The following is a 21385-nucleotide window of genomic DNA, read 5'->3' on the forward strand; positions in this document are numbered from 1 at the left end:
CTATTTTGTTAAGTTGTTGACGGCCCATACTGCCGCTTCTACTCGGCTGCGTAGACCGGTTTTGTTAAGGATATGCTTGACATGCACCTTCACAGTTGATTCAGCGATATCTAGTTTATTGGCGATCATTTTATTACTAAGACCTTCAGCGATCATTTGAATCACTTGCAACTCTCTTGCGGTCAAATTGCCAGCAATATCATCAATGGTGGGCTTACGTAAGGTTTGCGCCAATATTGCGGCTAGGTTGGGGCTAATAACTAGCTCGCCTCGCAGCACCTTTCTGATATTAACAATAATCAGCTCAGGCTCCATATCCTTTAACAAGTAGCCATCTACTCCCAGCTCCAAAGCTTCTTGCACATCTTCACCAGCATCAGAAACCGTAAACAATAAGGTCTTGGCCTCGATGCCGCGAGACTTGATCTCCCTTAAGGTCTCAATACCTGTCAGTATCGGCATTTTATGATCCAATATGACCAAATCAACCCTATTACTGACCAAAAAATCTAATGCTTCTTGCCCATTACTGGCTTCACTAACCACCTCTACATCATCTTCAAGGCTTAATAGCTCAGCGATGCCTCGGCGCAGCATTGGATGATCATCGACTAATAGCAGTTTGGCAGGAGAGGTTGGGGTATAGACATTCAGACTCATAAGGTGCTCACAAATTAAAAGTGTTACAAGGTAGTCTAATTAATTAATTGTCAGTTAAAAAGACTCGTTAAAATCAGTGGTTTCCGTCATATAGTCGGTGAAAAAATGGGGTACAAACCTAACAATAACACTGACGCCTGTTGGTTCATTGGCAGTGACAATCAGGTCGCCGCCAAGCTTATAAGCCCGCTCTTTCATAATCATGAGACCATGATGCTGCGTTTGATTGACCGTACCTGACATACCGATGCCATCGTCTATCACTGCTAGGGCGATATAATTGCTCTCATCATCATAACCCAAATCTATAGTGACGTTTTTGGCTTGCGCATGACGGCTAACGTTGGATAGCGCCTCTCTGATAATTTGTATCAGATGTACCTGCTCGGCAGCGCTCAAATTTAGTGACATGATTTGATTGTTTACTTTCACCGCAAAGTCGCCTTTTACAGCGAACTCATCAGCGGCTTCATATAAGGCTTCATCAAAATTAGCACTATCAATAGAGAGTCGAAAAGTAGTCAGCAAGTCTCGCAGCTCTTGATAAGCTGAATTAAGCCCCGTTTTAATTTGAGAGATATGCTGCCAGACGCTGGCTTGATTTTGCTCATCAAAAGGGTGCTGATAGTTTTTATCTGAGTATTTTTTTAGATGTTTCTCAAGCACACTCACTTGTATCTTCAAATAAGATAACGACTGGGCTAGAGAGTCGTGTAGCTCTCTTGCAATAGTTGACCTCTCTTCAAGTAAGATCAGCTGATGCTCTTGTTGTTTTTGCTTACGTAAAGATAGGGCGGTACTGACAAGGTTGGTGAGCGCGACAATCAGCTCATGACTTCTAGCATCCAAATACGTGCTATCTATATCTACCATATTGATACGCGATGACGAGGACTCTTGGTTGGTATTAGCGTTGGCATTGAGATCGACATTGGCGTTGGTATTGGCATTATCTGTCAAGAAGGCGTCATTTGATAATAAGACGGATTTGGGCCGAACGTTTAGTTCACCAAACTCGACATCTTGGTGAACAATCGGGAAAGTTTGGGTATGGCTATTGTCTTTAATAATGCAGTTGTCGCAAGTAAGCTTGGTGCATAACTCTTTCATTCTGTCATCGTGCAAGGCGATGCTGTCTTTATTACTCAATATATTGCTTTGTATACATAAAGTGATGTCTAAATGCGAAAAAATATGACCAAAATCGGTAATCAGACTGTCCAGCTTATGTAAGCTGACGGGGCTAATGGTGAGCTGTTTAGAGAAATCATAAAACAACGATAAGGCTTGATTGGCTTTAATCAGATGCCGCGTTTTTATTTGTACTTCATTTTCTAATGATTGCTGAGAGGTTTCAATCGTGCGCGCCATATCATTAAAAGAATCGCCCAGTTTTTTGAATTCTTTATAGCCTGAGATGGACACTCTAGTATCGCGCTTGCCTTGTCGAAATTGGCTATTGGCTGTGATTAAGCGCTGCACGGGTAATAAAACGTTTTGCTGTAACTTAGCAAAACCAACAAGCATGATGATAAGCGTTAATACCAAAGAGGCGATCTGTAACAACTGCTGCCACATCTGTCTTTGCTCGTTGCGATACTGTAATGCATCAACCAATCCATCTGCGTCTTTGACGTAGGAGTCTGATGCACTATATAAAGAGGCTTTATCACGAGACAGTAAAGCAGGTTTTAGACCATTGAACCACTGTGTTTCGATCTTTGCTAATTGATCATTAATACTGTCATGTTCATTACCATAGTGACGTTGATATTGTCTTAGGCTGGCTAGCCGGTTCTCCATGTCAGTAATCAAAAAAGCGGACGCATCAGAGTAACTGGCAGAGTCCGTCTGTGCCGGATTGGTTTTGGGGTTGCTATCCAAATCAGCGGAGTAGAGCCTATCAAAGTCAGTCGCTATTTGAAACTTGATACGATAAGTCGCCATACGTATCGAGCCTGCCGTATTGATGGCTTGGCCATCTGCTTGAGACACCCAAGCCAACACGCCGCTGCCTACAGCAGATATAAAGCAAAGTATAGCAATAGCAAACACAGATGCTAACGCTTGGGCAGGCAAAGAACGTCCTAAGTAATTTTTCATAATGGAAAAATGTATTCCTTATAACTAATCTGTTTTCACATCGTACTTTTTAAACGCTAAAAAACTGCCATCGTACCTTATCACTTATTTCCCATTACTCGCTATACCTCTAAAGCAGTAGCCAATTTGGCGTACGTCAATTAACTCCTTTAGATAATAGTCTACCTCTATATGTGAATACCAATCAAAAAGGCAACTCAGTAAGCTGAGTTATGACTTTTTGTTAATGCGTGATCAAGTTTAAAAGCCGGCTGAGCAAGCAAGGATAGTTGAGTTGCTGCCAAGTAGTAACAGACTAGTAGCAACCGCTTAGTAGTCATAGCCAAACCGTCATCACTCGCTGCATGCTTTTTAACTTCTATCACTGGTTAACTAGATAAGCCTACTACTAATAATGGGATAAACTCTATTAAGTGAGGAAAAGATGAGCGGTAAATATTATACAAAAGGCGGTAAGCTCATTACTGATTGGCGTCCTGAAGTAGATGAGTTTTGGCAAAACGGCGGCAAAAAAGTCGCCACGCGTAACTTATGGATATCGATACCCGCGCTACTACTAGCGTTTGCAGTATGGATGGTATGGAGCGCGGTCATCGTTAATTTGCCAGACATTGGCTTTTCGTTTGATGATGGTCAACTGTTTTGGCTTGCCGCACTGCCCGGTCTGACGGGGGCGACCTTGCGTATTTTTTACTCCTTTATGGTGCCTATCTTTGGCGGCAGACGCTGGACTGCTATCTCAACCGCGTCATTACTGATTCCGGCACTATGGATGGGCTTTGCGGTACAAAACCCTGATACGCCATTTATGATTTTTGCCATCATTGCGCTACTTTGCGGCTTTGGCGGTGCAAACTTCTCATCTTCAATGTCTAATATCTCATTTTTCTACCCCAAGGCTGAACAAGGGACAGCGCTCGGTCTCAATGCCGGCTTAGGTAATCTTGGCGTCTCAGTCATGCAGTTCGCTATTCCTATTGTCATTGGGCTAGGTGTCTTTGGTGCTTTGGGCGGCGCACCGCAGATAACCGCGGCGGGGAAAGCGCTTTATTTACAAAACGCGGGCTTTATTTGGGTGCCCTTTATCGCCTTGGTCTCTGTATTGGCTTGGTTTATGATGAATGATATCTCCTCAGCCAAAGCCTCTTTTAAAGATCAGTCGGTTATTTTTAAACGTAAACACAACTGGATCATGTGCATCCTTTATATGGCAACCTTTGGCTCATTTATTGGTTTCTCTGCCGCCTTCCCCATGCTCATTAGAAACGCCTTCCCTGATATCAATCCACTCAAATACGCCTTTTTAGGGCCTTTTGTTGGTGCCATATTTCGTCCACTGGGCGGCTGGATAGCGGATAAGATCGGCGGCGCGAGAGTGACGTTTTGGAATTATATTGTGATGGTGCTGGCGGTGGTAAGCGTGATGTATTTCTTACCTAGTGACAGCCATCCAGGTAGCTTTGTCGGCTATTTCATCTCCTTTATGGTGCTGTTTATCACTACGGGTATCGGTAATGGCTCCACCTTTAGCATGATTCCGAATATTTTTAGAACCTTTTTGGAGCGCCGCCATCCGAGTAAAGTTGGCACTGAAGAGCTATTTATTGAGATACGTAAAGAGTCCGCAGCGGTGGTTGGCTTTACCGCTGCTATAGCCGCTTACGGGGCATTTTTTGTCCCAAAAATGTTTGGCTCAGGATTGGGTGTCAATGGCACCTTTATCGCTTTAATCATCTTTTATGTCATTTGTATCGTGCTGACTTGGTGGTATTACAGCCGCGGCAATGCTGAGATTCCTTGTTAAGGTTATCGCTTTAGTTTTATAAGCTTAAAGGTTTTTGATAATGCTACTTACTCCAGTAAGTGGCATTTTTTTTGCCAAAAATTTGTTTTTGTGTGGTTAAGTCTATGTGCTTTAGGAGCGTTTTTTATAGGTCAAGCATGATAGTAACTACTACTTAGGAGGTAGAGCACTGCTCATATTAGCTGATAGTCAGGTTATCAAGGCTCACTTAGAATGATGATATCTAAATAGTATTTATCAAAACAGTATGAACAGCTGTTAAGCATAGAGCGATTTATCCAAAGCCTGTCACACAAACCCAATTTTATGACTTTAGCGCTCAATCAATCCCTGTTCACAATATAAGCCATTAAGTAGAGGATAGCCAAATGAGTCATTTACTCGACCAGTTCCGCTTTTTTAAACGCAAACAAGGCGAATTTGCCGATGGACATGGCGAGACTCGTGATGAGTCGCGCGCGTGGGAGAACGTCTATCGTAGCCGCTGGCAGTATGACAAGATTGTGCGCTCAACGCATGGGGTCAACTGCACAGGTTCTTGCTCATGGAAAATCTATGTCAAAAACGGCTTGGTGACGTGGGAGACGCAGCAAACTGACTATCCAGAAACCCGCCCTGATCTACCAAACCACGAACCACGCGGCTGCCCACGAGGCGCAAGCTATAGCTGGTATATGTACTCAGCCAACCGCGTCAAATACCCAAAGGTACGTAAGCCGCTACTCAAACTATGGCGCGAAGCCAAAGCCCAATATCCTGATCCCGTCGATGCTTGGGCCAGTATCGTTGAGGACCCAATCAAAGCTGAGCAGTACAAGTCTAAGCGCGGCTTGGGCGGCTTTATTCGCTCGACGTGGGTGGAGGTGAATGAGATTATCGCCGCCAGTAACGTCTATACTGCCAAAACTTTTGGCCCTGATCGCATTATTGGTTTCTCACCGATTCCGGCGATGTCGATGGTCAGCTATGCTTCTGGTAGTCGCTATTTATCACTCATTGGCGGGGTCTGTTTGTCGTTTTATGACTGGTATTGTGATCTGCCGCCAGCATCCCCGATGACTTGGGGCGAGCAAACCGACGTGCCAGAATCCGCTGATTGGTACAACTCTGACTATATCATCGCTTGGGGCTCAAACGTACCACAAACGCGCACGCCTGACGCGCACTTTTTTACCGAAGTTCGCTATAAAGGCACTAAGACCGTTTCTATCACGCCTGATTATGCTGAGATCTCTAAGCTGACCGACTTATGGCTCAACCCAAAGCAAGGAACGGATGCGGCAGTGGCGCAAGCCTTTTGTCATGTGATTATCAAAGAGTTTTATCTTAAGCAGCCAAGCGATTATTTCTTAGACTATGCCAAGCGCTATACCGATTTGCCGGTGCTAGTGATGTTAGAAGGAGATGAGAATTCGCGCCGTGCGGGTCGTTATTTGCGCGCTTCTGACTTGGTGGACAATTTAGGGGAAGCAAACAATCCAGAATGGAAAACTATTGGCTTAAATAATGATGGTGAACTGGTATCGCCACTAGGCTCTATCGGCTATCGCTGGGGCGAAAAAGGCAAATGGAATCTTGAACAAAAAAACGGCGCAACAGGCGCAGATATTGACTTAACTTTGACTCTAAAAGGCAGCTCTGAGACTTGTGTCGTTGACTTTGATTACTTTGGTCATGTCGATCATCCGCACTTTACCTCAGTGCCAGGCGAGCCAATACAACGAAAAACTGTCCCTTGTAAAACCATCACCCTGGCCGATGGTAGTACCGCTATTGTGGCAACCGTTTTTGATTTAACTGTGGTCAATCTTGGTGTCGATAATGGCGTTGGCGGCGAACATGTCACCGATGATTATAATGATGCTATGGTACCAGGCACGCCAGCTTGGCAAGAAGTGATCACCGGTCTTAGCCGTGAGCGTGTCATTCAAGTCGCGCGCGAGTTTGCAGAAAACGCGCATAAAACTCATGGTAAATCGATGATTATTATTGGTGCCGGCATGAACCACTGGTATCACCTCGATATGAACTATCGCGGCGTCATTAACATGCTCATGCTCTGCGGCTGTATCGGCAAATCTGGCGGCGGCTGGGCGCATTATGTCGGTCAAGAAAAACTGCGCCCGCAAACCGGCTGGTTACCACTAGCCTTTGCCCTTGATTGGCACCGTCCGCCGCGTCATATGAACGGGACGAGTTTTTTCTACGCGCACAGCTCACAGTGGCGTCACGAGACTATCTCCGCTCACGAGATACTCTCGCCCAATGCCAATAAAAAATTCTTCCCTGAGCACATGCTGGATTACAACATTCAGGCTGAGCGTGCTGGCTGGTTGCCATCAGCGCCGCAGCTCAACCGTAACCCATTGACGATAGCAGCCCAAGCTAAAGCTAGTGGTAAGGGCGTTGAAGAATACGTAGTGGACTCACTACAAGATAATAGCCTACGTTTTGCCTGTGAGTCTCCAGATAATCCTGCTAACTTCCCACGCAACATGTTTATTTGGCGCTCAAACCTGCTGGGCTCATCAGGAAAGGGCCACGAATATATGCTGCATTACTTCTTAGGGACCAGAAACGGTCTCTTAAATGAAGAAAACCCTACGGGTCATTTGCAGCCAAAAGAAGTCGATTGGGTCGAAAAAGGCCCAACTGGCAAGCTTGATTTGGTCGTTACCTTAGATTTTCGGATGTCCTCGACTTGTCTATACTCAGACATCGTTTTGCCAACAGCGACGTGGTACGAAAAAGATGACATGAATACCTCAGACATGCATCCGTTTATTCATCCCTTAACGGCGGCAACCGACCCTGCTTGGGAGTCCAAATCAGACTGGGAAATCTATAAAGGTATCGCCAAAAGCTTCTCTGAGCTCTCAAAAGGTCATTTAGGTGTTGAAACTGATGTGGTGACTTTGCCAATGCAGCATGATAGCCCAGGTGAGCTAGCGCAGCCCTTTGGTGGTACGGACTGGAAAACTGCCGGTGAAAAACCAGTACCGGGTAAAAACTGTCCCATGATTAAGATCGTTGAGCGCGATTATCCCAATACCTATAAGAAGTTCACCTCTATGGGGCCGGCGCTTGAGGCATTAGGCAACGGCTCAAAAGGTCTGAATTGGGATATGAAAACCGAAGTCAAACAATTGGGCGACTTAAACCACCGTGTCACTGAGCCAGGTATCTCTGAAGGGCGACCCCGTCTGAATACCGCAGTGAATGCCTCTGAGATGATTTTGATGCTGGCGCCTGAAACCAATGGTCACGTGGCGGTCAAAGGGTGGTCGGCATTGTCTGAGTTTACGGGTCGCGATCATACCCATTTGGCCAAATCCAGCGAGCACGAAAAAATCCGCTTTAAAGACATCGTCGCCCAACCGCGTAAAATTATCTCAAGCCCGACGTGGTCTGGCATTGAGTCTGATGAGGTGAGCTATAACGCCGGCTATACCAACGTTCATGAGCTGATCCCCTGGCGCACCATTACCGGCCGTCAGCAGTTTTATCAGGATCACCCATGGATGCAAGCGTTCGGTGAGCAGATGCAGCAATATCGTCCGCCTATCGACACCAAGACCACCGATATCATCCAAAACACCAAACCCAATGGTAATAAAGAGATCGTACTGAACTTCTTAACGCCGCACCAAAAATGGGGCATCCACAGTACCTACTCTGAAAACCTGCTGATGCTGACGCTAAGTCGCGGTGGTCCTTGTGTTTGGATGTCAGAAGTGGATGCACAAAAAGCCGGTATTGTCGATAACGACTGGATTGAGGTTTTTAATGCCAACGGCGCTATCACGGCTCGCGCCATCGTCAGTCAGCGCGTCAAAGAAGGCATGACCATGATGTATCACGCGCAAGAAAAATTGGTCAATGTACCCGGCTCGCAGCAAACCGGTATCCGCGGTGGTATCCATAACTCGGTGACCCGTACTATCTTAAAACCGACGCATATGATTGGTAGCTATGCCCAGCAGTCTTATGGCTTCAACTACTATGGCACAGTCGGCTGTAACCGCGATGAGTTTGTGGTAATTCGCAAAATGTCGAAGATCGACTGGTTAGAGGAAAAACCAGATGACTCATTACCGCGCCCATTGCCTACTAGCATCGATGGCTAAAGCTATTTTTCTCAAAGAGATATCCTAATTTTTGGCTATCTCTTAAGAAACCAAAGCTGCTTTTTTACTACTATTTGGAGCACACCCATGAAAATTCGTTCACAAGTCGGCATGGTGCTTAACCTTGATAAATGTATCGGTTGTCACACTTGCTCAGTTACCTGTAAAAACGTCTGGACCAGCCGCGAAGGGATGGAATACGCGTGGTTTAATAACGTTGAATCAAAGCCTGGTATTGGTTATCCCAAAGAGTGGGAAAATCAAAGCAAATGGCGCGGCGGCTGGATACGTAATGCCAACGGCACGATAAACCCGCGTATTGGCGGTAAGTTTCGCGTACTGGCCAATATTTTTGCCAACCCTGATTTGCCAGAGATTGATGATTATTACGAGCCGTTTGATTTTGATTATCAACATCTGCATACCGCGCCTATCGGTAACTACTCCCCAATCGCCCGCCCGCGCTCAGCCATCACCGGCAAGCGGATGCAAAAGATTGAATGGGGTCCTAACTGGGAGGAAATCCTCGGCTCAGAGTTTGAAAAACGCCGTAAGGATAAAAACTTCGACAATATTCAAGCTGAAATTTATGGCGAATACGAAAACACTTTTATGATGTATTTGCCGCGTCTATGCGAGCATTGTCTGAATCCCACCTGTGTGGCGTCATGCCCCAGTGGCGCAATTTATAAGCGTGAAGAAGACGGCATTGTCCTCATCGACCAAGAAAAATGCCGCGGCTGGCGCATGTGTATCTCAGGCTGCCCATACAAAAAGATTTACTACAACTGGAAATCGGGCAAGTCAGAGAAATGCATTTTCTGCTATCCACGTATCGAGGCGGGCATGCCAACGGTTTGCTCAGAGACCTGTGTTGGCCGTATTCGCTACCTAGGCGTGCTACTTTATGATGCAGACAAAATCGCCGAAGCGGCCAGCATGCCAAACGAGCAAGATCTGTATCAAGCGCAGCTCGATGTGTTCTTAGATCCTAATGACCCAGCAGTTATCGCGCAAGCCCTAAAAGATGGCGTGCCGCAATCGGTCATTGATTCAGCGCAGAAATCACCCGTTTATAAGCTGGCGATGGATTGGAAGCTTGCGTTACCACTACACCCTGAATACCGGACGCTACCGATGGTCTGGTATGTACCGCCATTATCACCGATTCAAAACGCGGCTGAAGCGGGCAAAGTCGGTATGGATGGTCTGATTCCAGATGTCGATAGCTTGCGTATTCCGCTGCGTTATTTGGCCAATATGCTCACCGCAGGCGATGAAGAACCGGTACGTTTAGCGCTCAAACGCTTGCTTGCCATGCGTAGCTACAAGCGTATGCAATTGGTTGAGAAGCAAGAGGTACAAAGCATTTTGGACGAAGTTGGTTTGACCAAGCACCAAGTGGAAGAGATGTATCGTTACCTGGCGATTGCCAATTATGAAGATCGTTTTGTCATTCCAACCGCGCACCGCGAAGAGGCATTGAGCGATGCTTTCGCGGAACGTAATGGCTGCGGCTTTAGCTTTGGTGAAGGTTGTTCAGGACAATCTGATAACAGTATGTTCGGTCAACGCAAAACCAATCGTCGTGATTTTATCGATACCGTACAAAAGTGGGAGTCATAAGATGCAAACTACTCAAACTCACAATGACAGCACAGTGCATGAGTCTATTGAGCCGGCCGTAATCGGCTCATCAGACCTAAAGATACTCAAAGTCTTAAGCCTGCTTATCGACTATCCAAGCAACGAGCTATTCTTAGGCGATACCTTGGCCGATTGTACCGAGATTGTTGCTAGGTCGACATTGATTAGCCCGCAAGTACGCACACAAATTATCGACTTGATTGAAGACTTAATCGATACCGGTTGCCTTGAGGCGCAGGCGCGTTATGACGGCCTCTTTGAGCGTGGTCGCTCGTTATCGCTATGGCTGTTTGAGCATGTGCATGGCGAATCGCGTGATCGCGGCCAAGCGATGGTTGATCTGATGAATCAGTATCAGGAAGCCGGTTTTGAGATTAGCGTTAAAGAGCTGCCTGATTTCTTACCGTTATATCTTGAGTTTTTGGCTTATCAAGCCGCCGTCATCAACGACGATATTCAAATCCGTATGGATATTGCTGACGTCAGCCATATCATTGCGCTACTTGCAGCAAGACTTGAGGATCGCGGCAGTGTCTATCAAGGCTGTTTTAATGCGCTATTACAGATTGCTGGCAAGCCTCTAGAGATAGTTGAGGAATATCAAGAAAAAATCAGCGAAGAGCAGCGTGATGATACCTTTGATGCACTAGATAAAGAGTGGGAAGAAGAAGTGGTGACCTTCTTAGATGCGCAGCAAGAAGAGCGTTGTCCTTCGCAAACCAGCACGCAAAACCTTGCGGCTAAAGCGGGCGTTAAGGCCAACTCAACAGCGCCTATGGTGGATGCTCCGGTGCATTGGGTGGACTTTAACCAAAGTCCAAAACAAAATCAATCGGCTAGCCAATCATAAGGAGAGAGGACATGAATCTTGGAGCGCCTAGTATACAAGCTTTAGCCAGCCTAAATTGGCTGCAAATATTCCTTTTTGGGGTGTATCCCTATATTGCGCTAGCGGTTGCTATCGTTGGCACTTGGGTACGCTTTGATTTGTCGCAGTACTCATGGAAGACGGGCTCCTCGCAGATGCTCAGATCTAAAAACATGCGCTGGGCAAGCAATCTATTCCATGTCGGTATCATCATTGTACTGCTGGGACATTTTTTCGGTCTACTCACGCCGCATATTTTTTATGATCGCTTTATCAGCGCCGGCAATAAGCAAATCTTAGCGGTCGTGGTCGGCGGTATCGCAGGCGCGTTTTGCTGGGTGGGGCTGGTGATGCTGATGTGGCGCCGCTTCACTGATGATCGCATCTCTAACACCTCAAATTTCTCCGACAAGCTGGTACTGGTTCTGTTATTTATCCAATTGACGTTAGGGATGATCACCATCTTTACCTCAGCGCAGCATTTAGATGGTTTAACCATGCTCAACTTCGCTGGCTGGGCGCAGGACATTACCGTGCTAAGACCACTGCAAGCCGCGGCGCGTATTGAGCAGGCGGATCTGATTTATCAGCTGCACATGGCACTTGGGATTACCTTGATTATGATCTTCCCATTCACGCGCTTGATTCATATTATCAGTGCGCCGGTATGGTACTTTGGCCGTCGTTATCAGATCGTCAGACAGAAAAAATCACAATAAGATAGTGGTCATTTTAGGCTAATAACTGGCTTAAAGTGATGTTAAAAAAAGCTTTGATTGCTAGTCGCGAGTGGGCTAGTAATTATAAAATGATGCAACGATATCTAAAATTTCTACATACGAATACTGAGCGGAGCAACAATGATGACTGTCAATACTTATCACCCAAGCCACCACGTAAATCACGAGTCTAAAGCCCCGAATGCTGCTATGGAGAATAACGAGGATATTATCCGTATCATGCCAACGACAGCAGACCTGAAAAAACCGCATTCGGATCAAGAGTTTATCGAACGAGCGATGAGTGAGGAGCGTAGTAACCACAAAAACCTAATTGCTTCTAGCCGAGATGAGCTACCCTCTGTCACCGTCAACGGGGTAATGATTGATCGCACTGATATTGCGCAAGAGCTACAGTATCATCCGGCCGCTAATAAAGAAGACGCGGTGTTTTTGGCGACGCAAGCTTTGGTCGTGCGCGAGCTGTTGCGCCTAGCAGTACTAGCTGAGCCAAGTCTTGGCATCTCTGCTTGGAAGCAAGATGAAGAGCAGGCTATCTCTAATTTAATTGATAAAAATGTGCAAGCCACTATTGCGGATACCGCCACTTGTGAGCGTTATTATCAGCAAAATATCACTGACTTTAAGACCGATCCTATTATGTCGGTGCGGCATATTTTGTTAGCGTGCGCCCCTGATGACGGCGATGAACGTCTAAAACTAAAAAAGAATGCTTATGAGCTGATTAAGCAAATTAACAACGATGCCAATCCTAGTGCACAGTTTATTGAACTGGCTCGTCAGTATTCTGCTTGCCCCTCAAGAGAGCAGGGCGGCGAGCTTGGCGTGATTGATAAAGGACAAACCGTGCCAGAGTTTGAAAGCCATTTGTTTAAACTAGATAAAGGATTGGCACCCAGCCCTATTGAGAGCCGATATGGTTTTCATATTGTTGAGGTGCTAGATAAGCAGCCGGGCATTCAAATGACTTATGAGCAGGTGAGTCCGGCCATTCACAATAAGCTTAGCCAACAAGCTTTTCATCAAGCATTATGTGATTACCTTTTTACTTTAGCCAATGAGGCCAATATAGAAGGTATTGAGATGAGTCTGGAGCAAGAAAACATCTTTCGAGGGTAGTGGCCTTTGTACTGTTTTTCTATACTTCCCATAAAAACTTTATAGCGTCTCATGAACCCTAAGTAATCTAGTTTCTACTCCTTAAGGGGTAGAGGTGAGATCATTTAGGGTTATTTCGTCGGTAATCGTTTTTTGTCATAATAGCTATTCACTATTATTTTTCCATTCATAACCTGAGGCGATGCTTAGAGCCAACCATTTATCCTTATTAACGGTATACTGATATGACCCATCTTGCCCCCACTTTAGGGAACGTGCAACGCTATTATCCCAGTAAAGACGCCGCCTTTACTGCTGATCATAAAGCATTGTCCATACCATCAGCAGCTACTGCTGTAGCGTCTACAGCGCTTTTTAATCGTAGCGAACCCCAACGACCGCTGACGGATAGTTTTGCTCGGGAGCTGACATATCTGCGTTTGTCTATTACTGACTTTTGCAACTTTCGCTGTGAGTATTGCTTGCCCGATGGTTACCAAGGTAGGCCTCCTGAAGATGAATTGACAGTCGCTGAAATTGCAACGCTAGTGCGTGGGTTTGCGCAAGTAGGTACGACCAAAGTGAGGATTACCGGCGGCGAGCCCTCTATTCGCCGCGATGTCGTCGATATCATTAAGACCATCAAACAAACTCCCGGTATTGAGATGGTCGCGATGACGAGCAATGGCTATAAACTTGGCAAGCATTTAGCGAGTTGGCAAGCTGCTGGGCTGAACCAGATTAATATCAGTATGGATAGTTTTGAGCCTGATGTTTTTCATAAGGTGACAGGGTTTAATATGCTACCGCAATTGATGGCTGATATGGATGAGCTATTGGCCACTACTGATATTAAACTAAAGATAAACAGTATTTTGATGGCCGAAACCGCCTATGAAAATCTTATTAATGCCATCGACTATATCAAACAGCGCCCAGTCACTTATCGCTTTATTGAGTTTATGCAGACCAGTGATAACAGCGAATTATTCTTCGCTCAACACGCCCAGTCCGAGCTGATTACCAATTATCTGATTAGCCACGGTTGGCAGCCACACGCGCGCGGTCATGCAGATGGCCCCGCTATCGAATACAGTCACCCAGACTACCTAGGACGCATTGGTATGATTGCTCCCTATGCTGCACACTTTTGTGATAGCTGTAATCGTCTGCGTGTAAGCTCTCAGGGCAAGGTACATTTATGTCTCTTTGATCAAGGCAATTACGATATTCGTGAGCATCTAAAAGGTGATGATGTCGAAGGGCTCATCAACACCTTATATAGCTTTATGCCGATTAAGCCTGAGCACCATCATTTGCACGATGCCAATAGTGGCATGATGCATAACTTGTCGATGATTGGTGGTTAAAATTCTTCATCACTAATTTTATAACAACCAAATAACTATTAAGGAATATCCATGAGTAAGCCTGCCGCTGACTTTATCCCTCTTAATATCGCTATTTTGACAGTCTCCGATAGTCGCACTACCGCTCAAGATAGCTCAGGACAATATTTGGTCGATCAGCTAACCACCGCAGGTCATCATTTGGCGGACCGTAAGCTGATTAAAGATGATATCTATCAAATCAGGGCGGTAATTAGTCGCTGGATAGCAGATTCTGATGTGCATGCAGTAATTACTACTGGTGGCACGGGCTTTTATATTAGAGACAGTATGCCGGAGGCGGTAGGGGTGTTGTTCGATAAAGCTATCGACGGCTTTGGTGAGATGTTCCGTCTAATCTCAAAAGACGATATCGGTATGTCAACAGTACAATCGCGAGCAGTGGCTGGCATGGCCAATGGTACGGGTATCTTTTGTCTGCCAGGATCGACAGGAGCCTGCCGCACTGGTTGGGAGGAGATATTACAAGAGCAATTTGATAGCCGTACGCGTCCTTGTAACTTTGTGCCGCACTTTATGCGGGTAAATCCTAGTCATGGCTAAATCTACTAAGATGACCAAAAAATACAGTGTTACTTAACCGTACCCATGACCTGATCCTGTTTTGTCATCCTTTTATAAGCATACCTAGAATAGGCTCTTAGTGACTAGGTTTTTAGTCTATAAAATGTACGTGTTTTAGTTGATGACCTACCCCAACAGTAATCTGGTTTATTAAATAAGAGGATAAAAGCAATGAGCGTTATCGCTAAAAACATGGACACAGATACTTTAATAAATATTAATGTTTTATATTTTGCCAGTCTAGCTGATAAAGCCAGATGTAATGAAGAAAAAATACAAGTGCCACCATCAATATCATTAACTGAGCTGTACGAGACGCTTTGTCAACAGCACCGTTTTGATCTTCCACAGTCTGATCTAAGAGTGGCAGTAAATGACTATTTTGCTAAGTGGACAGATGAGATACATGAAGGTGATAACGTGGTATTCATCACGCCAGTCGCAGGCGGTTAAAAATGTCAGGCAATAGACACAATTAAGCAATGGCCATCAAACGTAGTGTCGTAGATGACATCTGTGTCTGACTTAATATAGCTACGCTGACTTGGCGCTCAATCAAGAGCCGTTTAACCTATAAAATTAGCATAGCTTGCCATACTAAATAAATGGCCCTGATGGTAAAGCATAAAATAACCTCTGTAAGTGAATACTTATAGGGGGGTTTTTGCTATGAATTTTTTCATGAGCTAGGATAAAGATTAGAAAACCTTTATCCTAGCTCATAGTATGGTAAGTACGTTTTATGAGAATGGGCTGAAAAGCACCCTCCATTTAATTCACCCAATAGTAGTACGACAGTTTTAGCACCGATAAAGATTACAACTAGGATCATAACTATGATAACAATAAAAAAATCAGCCAGCCACGATCCATTTACGCGCGTATGTATAGAGCTGATTGAGGACGAACATAGTATTTATAGCACTACGGCGAATGAGGAGCACTGCGCGCGGTATGCCGAGAGAAGCATCGGTATCGTCACCGCCCTTGTACCCCATATTGGTTATGATAATGCTAGCCGTATCGCAGGCCTAGCTTTGGACAGTGGCTTAGGCGTGGCAGAGCTGGTCAGAAGCGAAGGGCTACTAAGCGCTGAGCCGCTAGCAGCGATTTTATCTCCTAGCACTATGACCACAAACTCTTGAGGGCTAGGTGTGATCACTGTTCTACAAACTCAGCCACCGCTATTTTTACTAAGTATTCTACTATTAATCGTTATCGTAGTTTTATGGGCATTGCAATACGTTGTCATTCGCTATGGCAAACGCGCCTTTATGCTAGCCAGGAGATATTGGTGCAAGTTTGAGCAGTATTTTGGCGTGGATAGGCGACTGACTCACTTAAAAAATAGCCAGCCAAAGCTTTATCAGTTTTTTTGGCAGCGACTACACGTTGAGCATTTTTATGGCTTGCCGCTGACTATCTTGTTCTTGTTAATGGTCTATATAGCAGCGGTGTTCGTGGGATTGGTTGAGGATGTGGTCACCTCCGACGCGATAGTTGCGCTCGATCTCTTGGTCTCGAAGCAGATGAGCTTATTAAATGAAGCTGGCGTCATACATTTTTTTATTTTAATTACCAGCTTAGCCTCTACGCCAATTACCATTTTAGTGGTGTTATTGACGGCTATCACATGCTGGGTTGTGCGCCAACATTATATCATCATAGGCTTACTAATAGCCGTCATCGGCAGCACGGCATTTACCTTTTTAAGTAAAATGATCTTCGAGCGTGCTCGTCCTATAGATATCTTATTGTATGAGGGCACATACTCTTTTCCTAGTGGACACGCTACCGTCACCGTTGCCTTATATGGGTTTGTCGCATACATCGCTATTCGCTTTAGCCAGCACTTTGCGACACAAGTACGCATCGTTATGGCAACTATTTTATTAACCGTACTGATAGGGCTGAGTCGAATACTACTAAATGAGCATTATTTGAGCGATGTATTAGGCGGCTATTTGGTTGGCACGCTATGGCTGCTAGTGGCGATCAGCGTGACGGAATGGTTGACCACTAAAGATAAAATTAACTGGCAAATACCTTGGTCAAACAAGCAGGCCTATTTGGTTGGGTTTAGTATCATTAGTGTGCTAATTGGTACTTTGATATATGCAGGTATTTATCAGTTTCCATTGCTCGCTTAGATGACTTGTTAGCTTTAGCGACCGTTAATGCCTTATATAGACATCAAATAAGCGCTATACGACTATGTGCAGTTAGAATCAGCATACGTTATCTATTGTGTAGCGTTATATAAAAATACTATACTGTAATATAATATATGGATATCATATATATTGAGTCTATAACAAATAAGGAAGCGTTATGATTTTTCGGCAATTGTACGAGCCTCTCTCGAGCACTTATACCTATTTAATAGGGGATGAAGACACAGGGGAGGCGATTTTAATTGATCCGGTGATCGCCACTATGGATCGAGATTTGGCCGAATTGCACAAGCTGGGCTTAAAGCTGGCATACACTGTGGACACGCATATTCATGCTGACCATATCACTGCTGCATTAGAGATGAAGCGCGCCGTTGGCAGTCAGATTGCAGCGCCAGCTTATGATCGGTTAGAGTGTGCTGATATCGGTCTGGAGGAGGGTATCCCTTTAACAGTAGCTGGCATCACTATAGACCCTCTACATACGCCAGGGCATACCGCTGGGCATTTTGCTTATCTATTTGATGGGCGGGTATTCACAGGAGATGCTTTATTGATTGAGGGTTGCGGTCGTACGGACTTTCAAAACGGTGATGCCGATGCCTTGTATGACTCTGTGCGCAACAAACTGTTTGCTTTGCCTGATGAGACGCTAGTCTATCCTGCCCATGATTATAAAGAGCGCTTTGTCTCCTCAATTGCACAAGAAAAGAAGCGTAATCCACGGCTTGGCGGAGATATATCTATTGAGGCGTTTCGAGATATCATGAATAACTTGAACCTGCCGTATCCAAAATTCATTGATCACGCGGTACCTGGCAATCAGCAATGCGGTGTCTGTCCAGAGGATTTACCTGAGAACCTAGCAGGCTACTGTCGTCAAATGACCCAAAGCCCTCAAGGCTGATAGAGTTTAGGTTGAGTCATTGGTAAGACGACCAAAATAAAAAAGACGATGATATATTGATCGTTTTTTTACGTTGAGGGGCTAAGTAAGATTATAAATATAAACAGACTCTCAAACTTAATCCTGATAAAAAGCGTTGCTATATTGAATGAAAAAGGCTTCGCGTTTGTGGGACTTTTTTAAAATATATAATCTATTACGAATCTTTCTAAAGGTTATTTTATACGTATACCACGTCTGTAGATATCTAAATTTTTCCCCAGATTATGAGTTGAGAGTTAATAGGCTCGCCTAGTTGGACGCTATATTCCTCAAATAGATTGAAAGAATTTTTGCTTAGTTTATCAAAACCTGTTAAATCAGCGCTTATAGTTTCTTCTTAAGGTAAATGATTTAAGGTGCATTAGCTTCGTTTTTAATTGAAAAGAATTTAATAATACCAAACTAAATATGTCTTAATGCAAAGCTTTTCTTGAAATTATGCATTGATCCCCTAATCCTCAATCTTCCAAACCACGGAACACGTCCCAAACCCCAATTTTGAAAACATCATCTGAGTAAAATTCTCAACTAGAAAAAGGTTGCTAAAACTATACTGTACATAGCGTTAGCAACCTTTCTTATTGGTATTAAGATTTAATAGCTGCATGCATTTTTTTATTGTATTAATATTCAAAACCATTTTTAGCGATATATCGTCATAGGAGCTAAAACTTGGGCTAGATGAGGACGAATCTATCTAACTGCTTAATTTGGTGTTGCCTTTTTTAGAACACAAAAGTTTATTTGTTATGCTTCTTCTTAATAGCTTATTAGTCATAATAAAAGTGATAGAAAGCACCAAAACAAGGAGGTAGGCATGACTACAAAAACTATAGGTATCGTCGGGTTAGGCCGTATGGGCAACGGTATGGCTCAGTCTTTGCTTCGCAAAGGTTTTAAAGTGTTCGGCACGGACATTGGGGAAGCACAAAGCCAAGCTGCCAGGGAAATCGGCGTAAATGTTGTTGCAGATATTAAAGCTCTGTGTGCTGAATCTAGTGTCATCATTCTATCTTTGCCAATGGCAAAGCATGTACAAGCAGTTGTTAAAGGCAAAGATGGCATTATTAACTTTGCTCAGCCTAAAACTCTGATTATTGATACTTCTACTTCAGAACCAGAGGTGACGCGGGCACTCTCGATAGAGCTGGATCAGTTAGGCCATCAGTTATTGGACTGTCCTGTCAGTGGCGGTCCAGCGGGTGCTGCAGCCGGTACTATGGTAATGGTTGTTGGAGGTGAACGTAGTTCCCTTGAACGTGCACAGGTGTATCTGGATGCCTTGAGCTCAAAAGTGGTCTACATGGGAAAGTCTGGCAATGGACATGCGGCTAAACTGATCAATAATCTACTATGTGCTGCACATCTAATAACTACCGCCGAAGCAGTAGCTCTAGGTACTAAGGCAGGACTTGATCCTGCAGACCTTATTGCTGGTTTGAACGCCGGTTCAGGTCGTAGTGCAATCAGTGAAGTGAATTTTCCTCGTTGGATTCTTAATAAAGGTTTTGACTCCGGTTTCACTATGCAGCTGATGCGTAAAGATGTGCGTCTGGCGGAAAATATGATCGGTGAGATGGGATTAGAGTTACCTTTGGCTAAACAGGTAGCCGAAATTTGGTCGCAGAGCGAAAAAAACATACCTGATCAGGATGATTTTAATTGCATTATCAAAAATGCCGGCTTGGGAGAATAGATTATGGGTTTTGAAGTAGAAGGAAATGGCGCGCAACAAGTTGAAATACTGCTTAATGAACTACTGGGTACTTCAAAGTTTGGCAGCTTGATTGATGGAGAATTGGTTGCAGGTAATGGTGACGACATCGAGCTGATTAACCCAGCAACCGGTCAGGTATTTTTAATCTATCGTGATGCGGGGAAAGATATTGTTGCTAATGCAGCCGATGCGGCTATAAAAGCTCAAAAAGTGTGGTGGTCAATGACCGCCAGTGCAAGAGGTCAGTTAATGTGGCAGTGCGGCATGAAAATACGTGCCGTCGCGGAATCTCTGGCACGCCTAGAATGTATATCTGCAGGTAAGCCTATTCGCGATTGCCGGGTTGAAGTGGCAAAAGTTGCAGATATGTTTGAATACTATGCTGGTTGGTGTGACAAAATTATGGGACAAGTTATTCCCGTACCAACAAGTCACTTAAACTACACTCGTCATGAGCCTTATGGTGTGGTGACTCAAATCACACCTTGGAACGCCCCTATATTTACCGGAGGCTGGCAGATTGCCCCTGCTATCTGTGCAGGAAATGCAGTCTTACTGAAGCCATCTGAATTAACCCCACTAAGCTCAACAGTACTCGCCAAAATTCTTGAGCAAGCAGGTATTCCGCGTGGTTTGGTGAATGTCATTAATGGACTAGGGCATACCACAGGTACTGCCGCAATCACTAATCCGGCGACTAAAAAAGTGGTTTTTGTAGGTTCACCACAGACCGGTGCTCTCATTGCTTCGGCATCTGCAAAGCGTGTCATCCCTTGTGTATTGGAGCTAGGTGGAAAGTCAGCCAATATAATTTTTCCAGATGCTGATCTTGATCGTGCGGTAGTGGGTGCGCAAGCTGCCGTATTTTCTGCCGCTGGACAGAGCTGTGTATCGGGTTCTCGGTTATTGGTTCATCGGGATGTTTATAAAGAAGTAGTGGAGCGTGTTGCCTCGGCAGCCAGTAAGTTGCCTGTAGGTTTGCCATGGGATGAAGGCACGATGGTGGGGCCCATTAATAACCAGAAACAGTTTAGTCACGTGCGTTCGTTAGTTTCTGATGGTATTGCTGAAGGTGCTGTTGTTGCCGCAGGCGGAAAGCCTGGTGAAATTTGTGGAGGTGAAAATGGTTATTTTTATCAGCCAACAGTTTTGGCCAACGTGAAAAATAATATGCGTGTAGCACAGGAAGAAATTTTTGGACCTGTTGTTTCTGTGATTTTATTTGAAGAAGAAGAAGAAGCGGTAGCGTTAGCCAACGACAGCCGGTTTGGTTTAGCTGGCGCTGTGTGGACTGCTGATGTAGGTCGTGCTCATCGGATGGCCGCTCAAGTAAATGCGGGAACATTCTGGGTAAATAGCTATAAAGCAATCAATGTCATGTCGCCGTTTGGTGGCTTTGGTGAAAGCGGCTATGGCCGATCTAGTGGCTACGAAGGTTTACTCGAATATACACAGACTAAAAGTGTATGGGTCGAAACCGCAAAAGATTCTGCTATTCAATTTGGTTATTCAATTCAATAAAAGG

General features: G+C 44.8%; 16 protein-coding genes. 14 read left to right on the top strand and 2 right to left on the bottom strand.

All coding sequences use genetic code 11. The annotated features are described in order from the left end of the window. Positions 1 to 660 (bottom strand): two-component system response regulator NarL, encoded by a 660-nt coding sequence (narL, locus tag ACTXGH_RS07335; RefSeq protein WP_439296772.1) that lies wholly within the window; start codon positions 658 to 660, stop codon positions 1 to 3. A 54-nt stretch (positions 661 to 714) separates the two neighbouring features. Continuing rightward, complete coding sequence (locus ACTXGH_RS07340; RefSeq protein WP_439296771.1) at positions 715 to 2763, bottom strand: histidine kinase; 2049 nt, start codon at positions 2761 to 2763, stop codon at positions 715 to 717. Between the two features lie 424 nt (positions 2764 to 3187). Here ACTXGH_RS07340 and ACTXGH_RS07345 point away from each other — a divergent pair, with 424 nt between their 5' ends. The 14 genes from ACTXGH_RS07345 to ACTXGH_RS07410 all read left to right on the top strand — a co-directional run bounded on the left by ACTXGH_RS07345 (position 3188) and on the right by ACTXGH_RS07410 (position 21381). Then, positions 3188 to 4567: a NarK family nitrate/nitrite MFS transporter gene (locus ACTXGH_RS07345; RefSeq protein ID WP_439296770.1), complete on the top strand. Its 1380-nt coding sequence runs from the start codon at positions 3188 to 3190 to the stop codon at positions 4565 to 4567. A 368-nt stretch (positions 4568 to 4935) separates the two neighbouring features. Further along, positions 4936 to 8694, top strand: coding sequence for a nitrate reductase subunit alpha (locus ACTXGH_RS07350; protein ID WP_439296769.1), 3759 nt, complete (start codon positions 4936 to 4938; stop codon positions 8692 to 8694). Between the two features lie 87 nt (positions 8695 to 8781). Continuing rightward, positions 8782 to 10320 carry a nitrate reductase subunit beta gene (gene narH, locus ACTXGH_RS07355; RefSeq protein WP_439296768.1) on the top strand — a complete coding sequence of 513 codons (1539 nt, stop codon included), beginning with the start codon at positions 8782 to 8784 and terminating at the stop codon, positions 10318 to 10320. Between the two features lies 1 nt (position 10321). Beyond that, positions 10322 to 11191, top strand: coding sequence for a nitrate reductase molybdenum cofactor assembly chaperone (gene narJ, locus ACTXGH_RS07360; protein ID WP_439296767.1), 870 nt, complete (start codon positions 10322 to 10324; stop codon positions 11189 to 11191). Positions 11192 to 11202: 11 nt separating this feature from the next. Next, on the top strand, positions 11203 to 11928 hold the full coding sequence (narI, locus tag ACTXGH_RS07365) for a respiratory nitrate reductase subunit gamma (RefSeq protein ID WP_439261387.1): 726 nt from the start codon (positions 11203 to 11205) through the stop codon (positions 11926 to 11928). Between the two features lie 144 nt (positions 11929 to 12072). Next, positions 12073 to 13068, top strand: coding sequence for a peptidylprolyl isomerase (locus tag ACTXGH_RS07370; RefSeq protein WP_439296831.1), 996 nt, complete (start codon positions 12073 to 12075; stop codon positions 13066 to 13068). 224 nt (positions 13069 to 13292) lie between these two features. Further along, positions 13293 to 14417: a GTP 3',8-cyclase MoaA gene (gene moaA / locus ACTXGH_RS07375; protein ID WP_439261386.1), complete on the top strand. Its 1125-nt coding sequence runs from the start codon at positions 13293 to 13295 to the stop codon at positions 14415 to 14417. A gap of 51 nt (positions 14418 to 14468) precedes the next feature. Then, positions 14469 to 14999, top strand: coding sequence for a molybdenum cofactor biosynthesis protein B (moaB, locus tag ACTXGH_RS07380; RefSeq protein ID WP_439296766.1), 531 nt, complete (start codon positions 14469 to 14471; stop codon positions 14997 to 14999). A gap of 192 nt (positions 15000 to 15191) precedes the next feature. Further along, positions 15192 to 15473, top strand: coding sequence for a MoaD/ThiS family protein (locus ACTXGH_RS07385; protein ID WP_439296764.1), 282 nt, complete (start codon positions 15192 to 15194; stop codon positions 15471 to 15473). A gap of 383 nt (positions 15474 to 15856) precedes the next feature. Further along, on the top strand, positions 15857 to 16165 hold the full coding sequence (locus ACTXGH_RS07390; RefSeq protein WP_439296763.1) for a hypothetical protein: 309 nt from the start codon (positions 15857 to 15859) through the stop codon (positions 16163 to 16165). A gap of 9 nt (positions 16166 to 16174) precedes the next feature. Next, on the top strand, positions 16175 to 17170 hold the full coding sequence (locus ACTXGH_RS07395) for a phosphatase PAP2 family protein (protein ID WP_439296761.1): 996 nt from the start codon (positions 16175 to 16177) through the stop codon (positions 17168 to 17170). A gap of 181 nt (positions 17171 to 17351) precedes the next feature. After that, a complete protein-coding gene (locus ACTXGH_RS07400; protein WP_439296760.1) occupies positions 17352 to 18101 on the top strand; it encodes an MBL fold metallo-hydrolase in 750 nt (249 codons plus the stop codon). A gap of 811 nt (positions 18102 to 18912) precedes the next feature. Further along, positions 18913 to 19839: an NAD(P)-dependent oxidoreductase gene (locus ACTXGH_RS07405; RefSeq protein ID WP_439296830.1), complete on the top strand. Its 927-nt coding sequence runs from the start codon at positions 18913 to 18915 to the stop codon at positions 19837 to 19839. 3 nt (positions 19840 to 19842) lie between these two features. Then, on the top strand, positions 19843 to 21381 hold the full coding sequence (locus tag ACTXGH_RS07410) for an aldehyde dehydrogenase family protein (RefSeq protein ID WP_439296759.1): 1539 nt from the start codon (positions 19843 to 19845) through the stop codon (positions 21379 to 21381). Positions 21382 to 21385 lie beyond the last annotated feature (4 nt).

The organism is Psychrobacter sp. 1Y10 (genome assembly GCF_052259005.1).
In the GTDB taxonomy this organism is placed as follows: domain Bacteria; phylum Pseudomonadota; class Gammaproteobacteria; order Pseudomonadales; family Moraxellaceae; genus Psychrobacter; species Psychrobacter saeujeotis.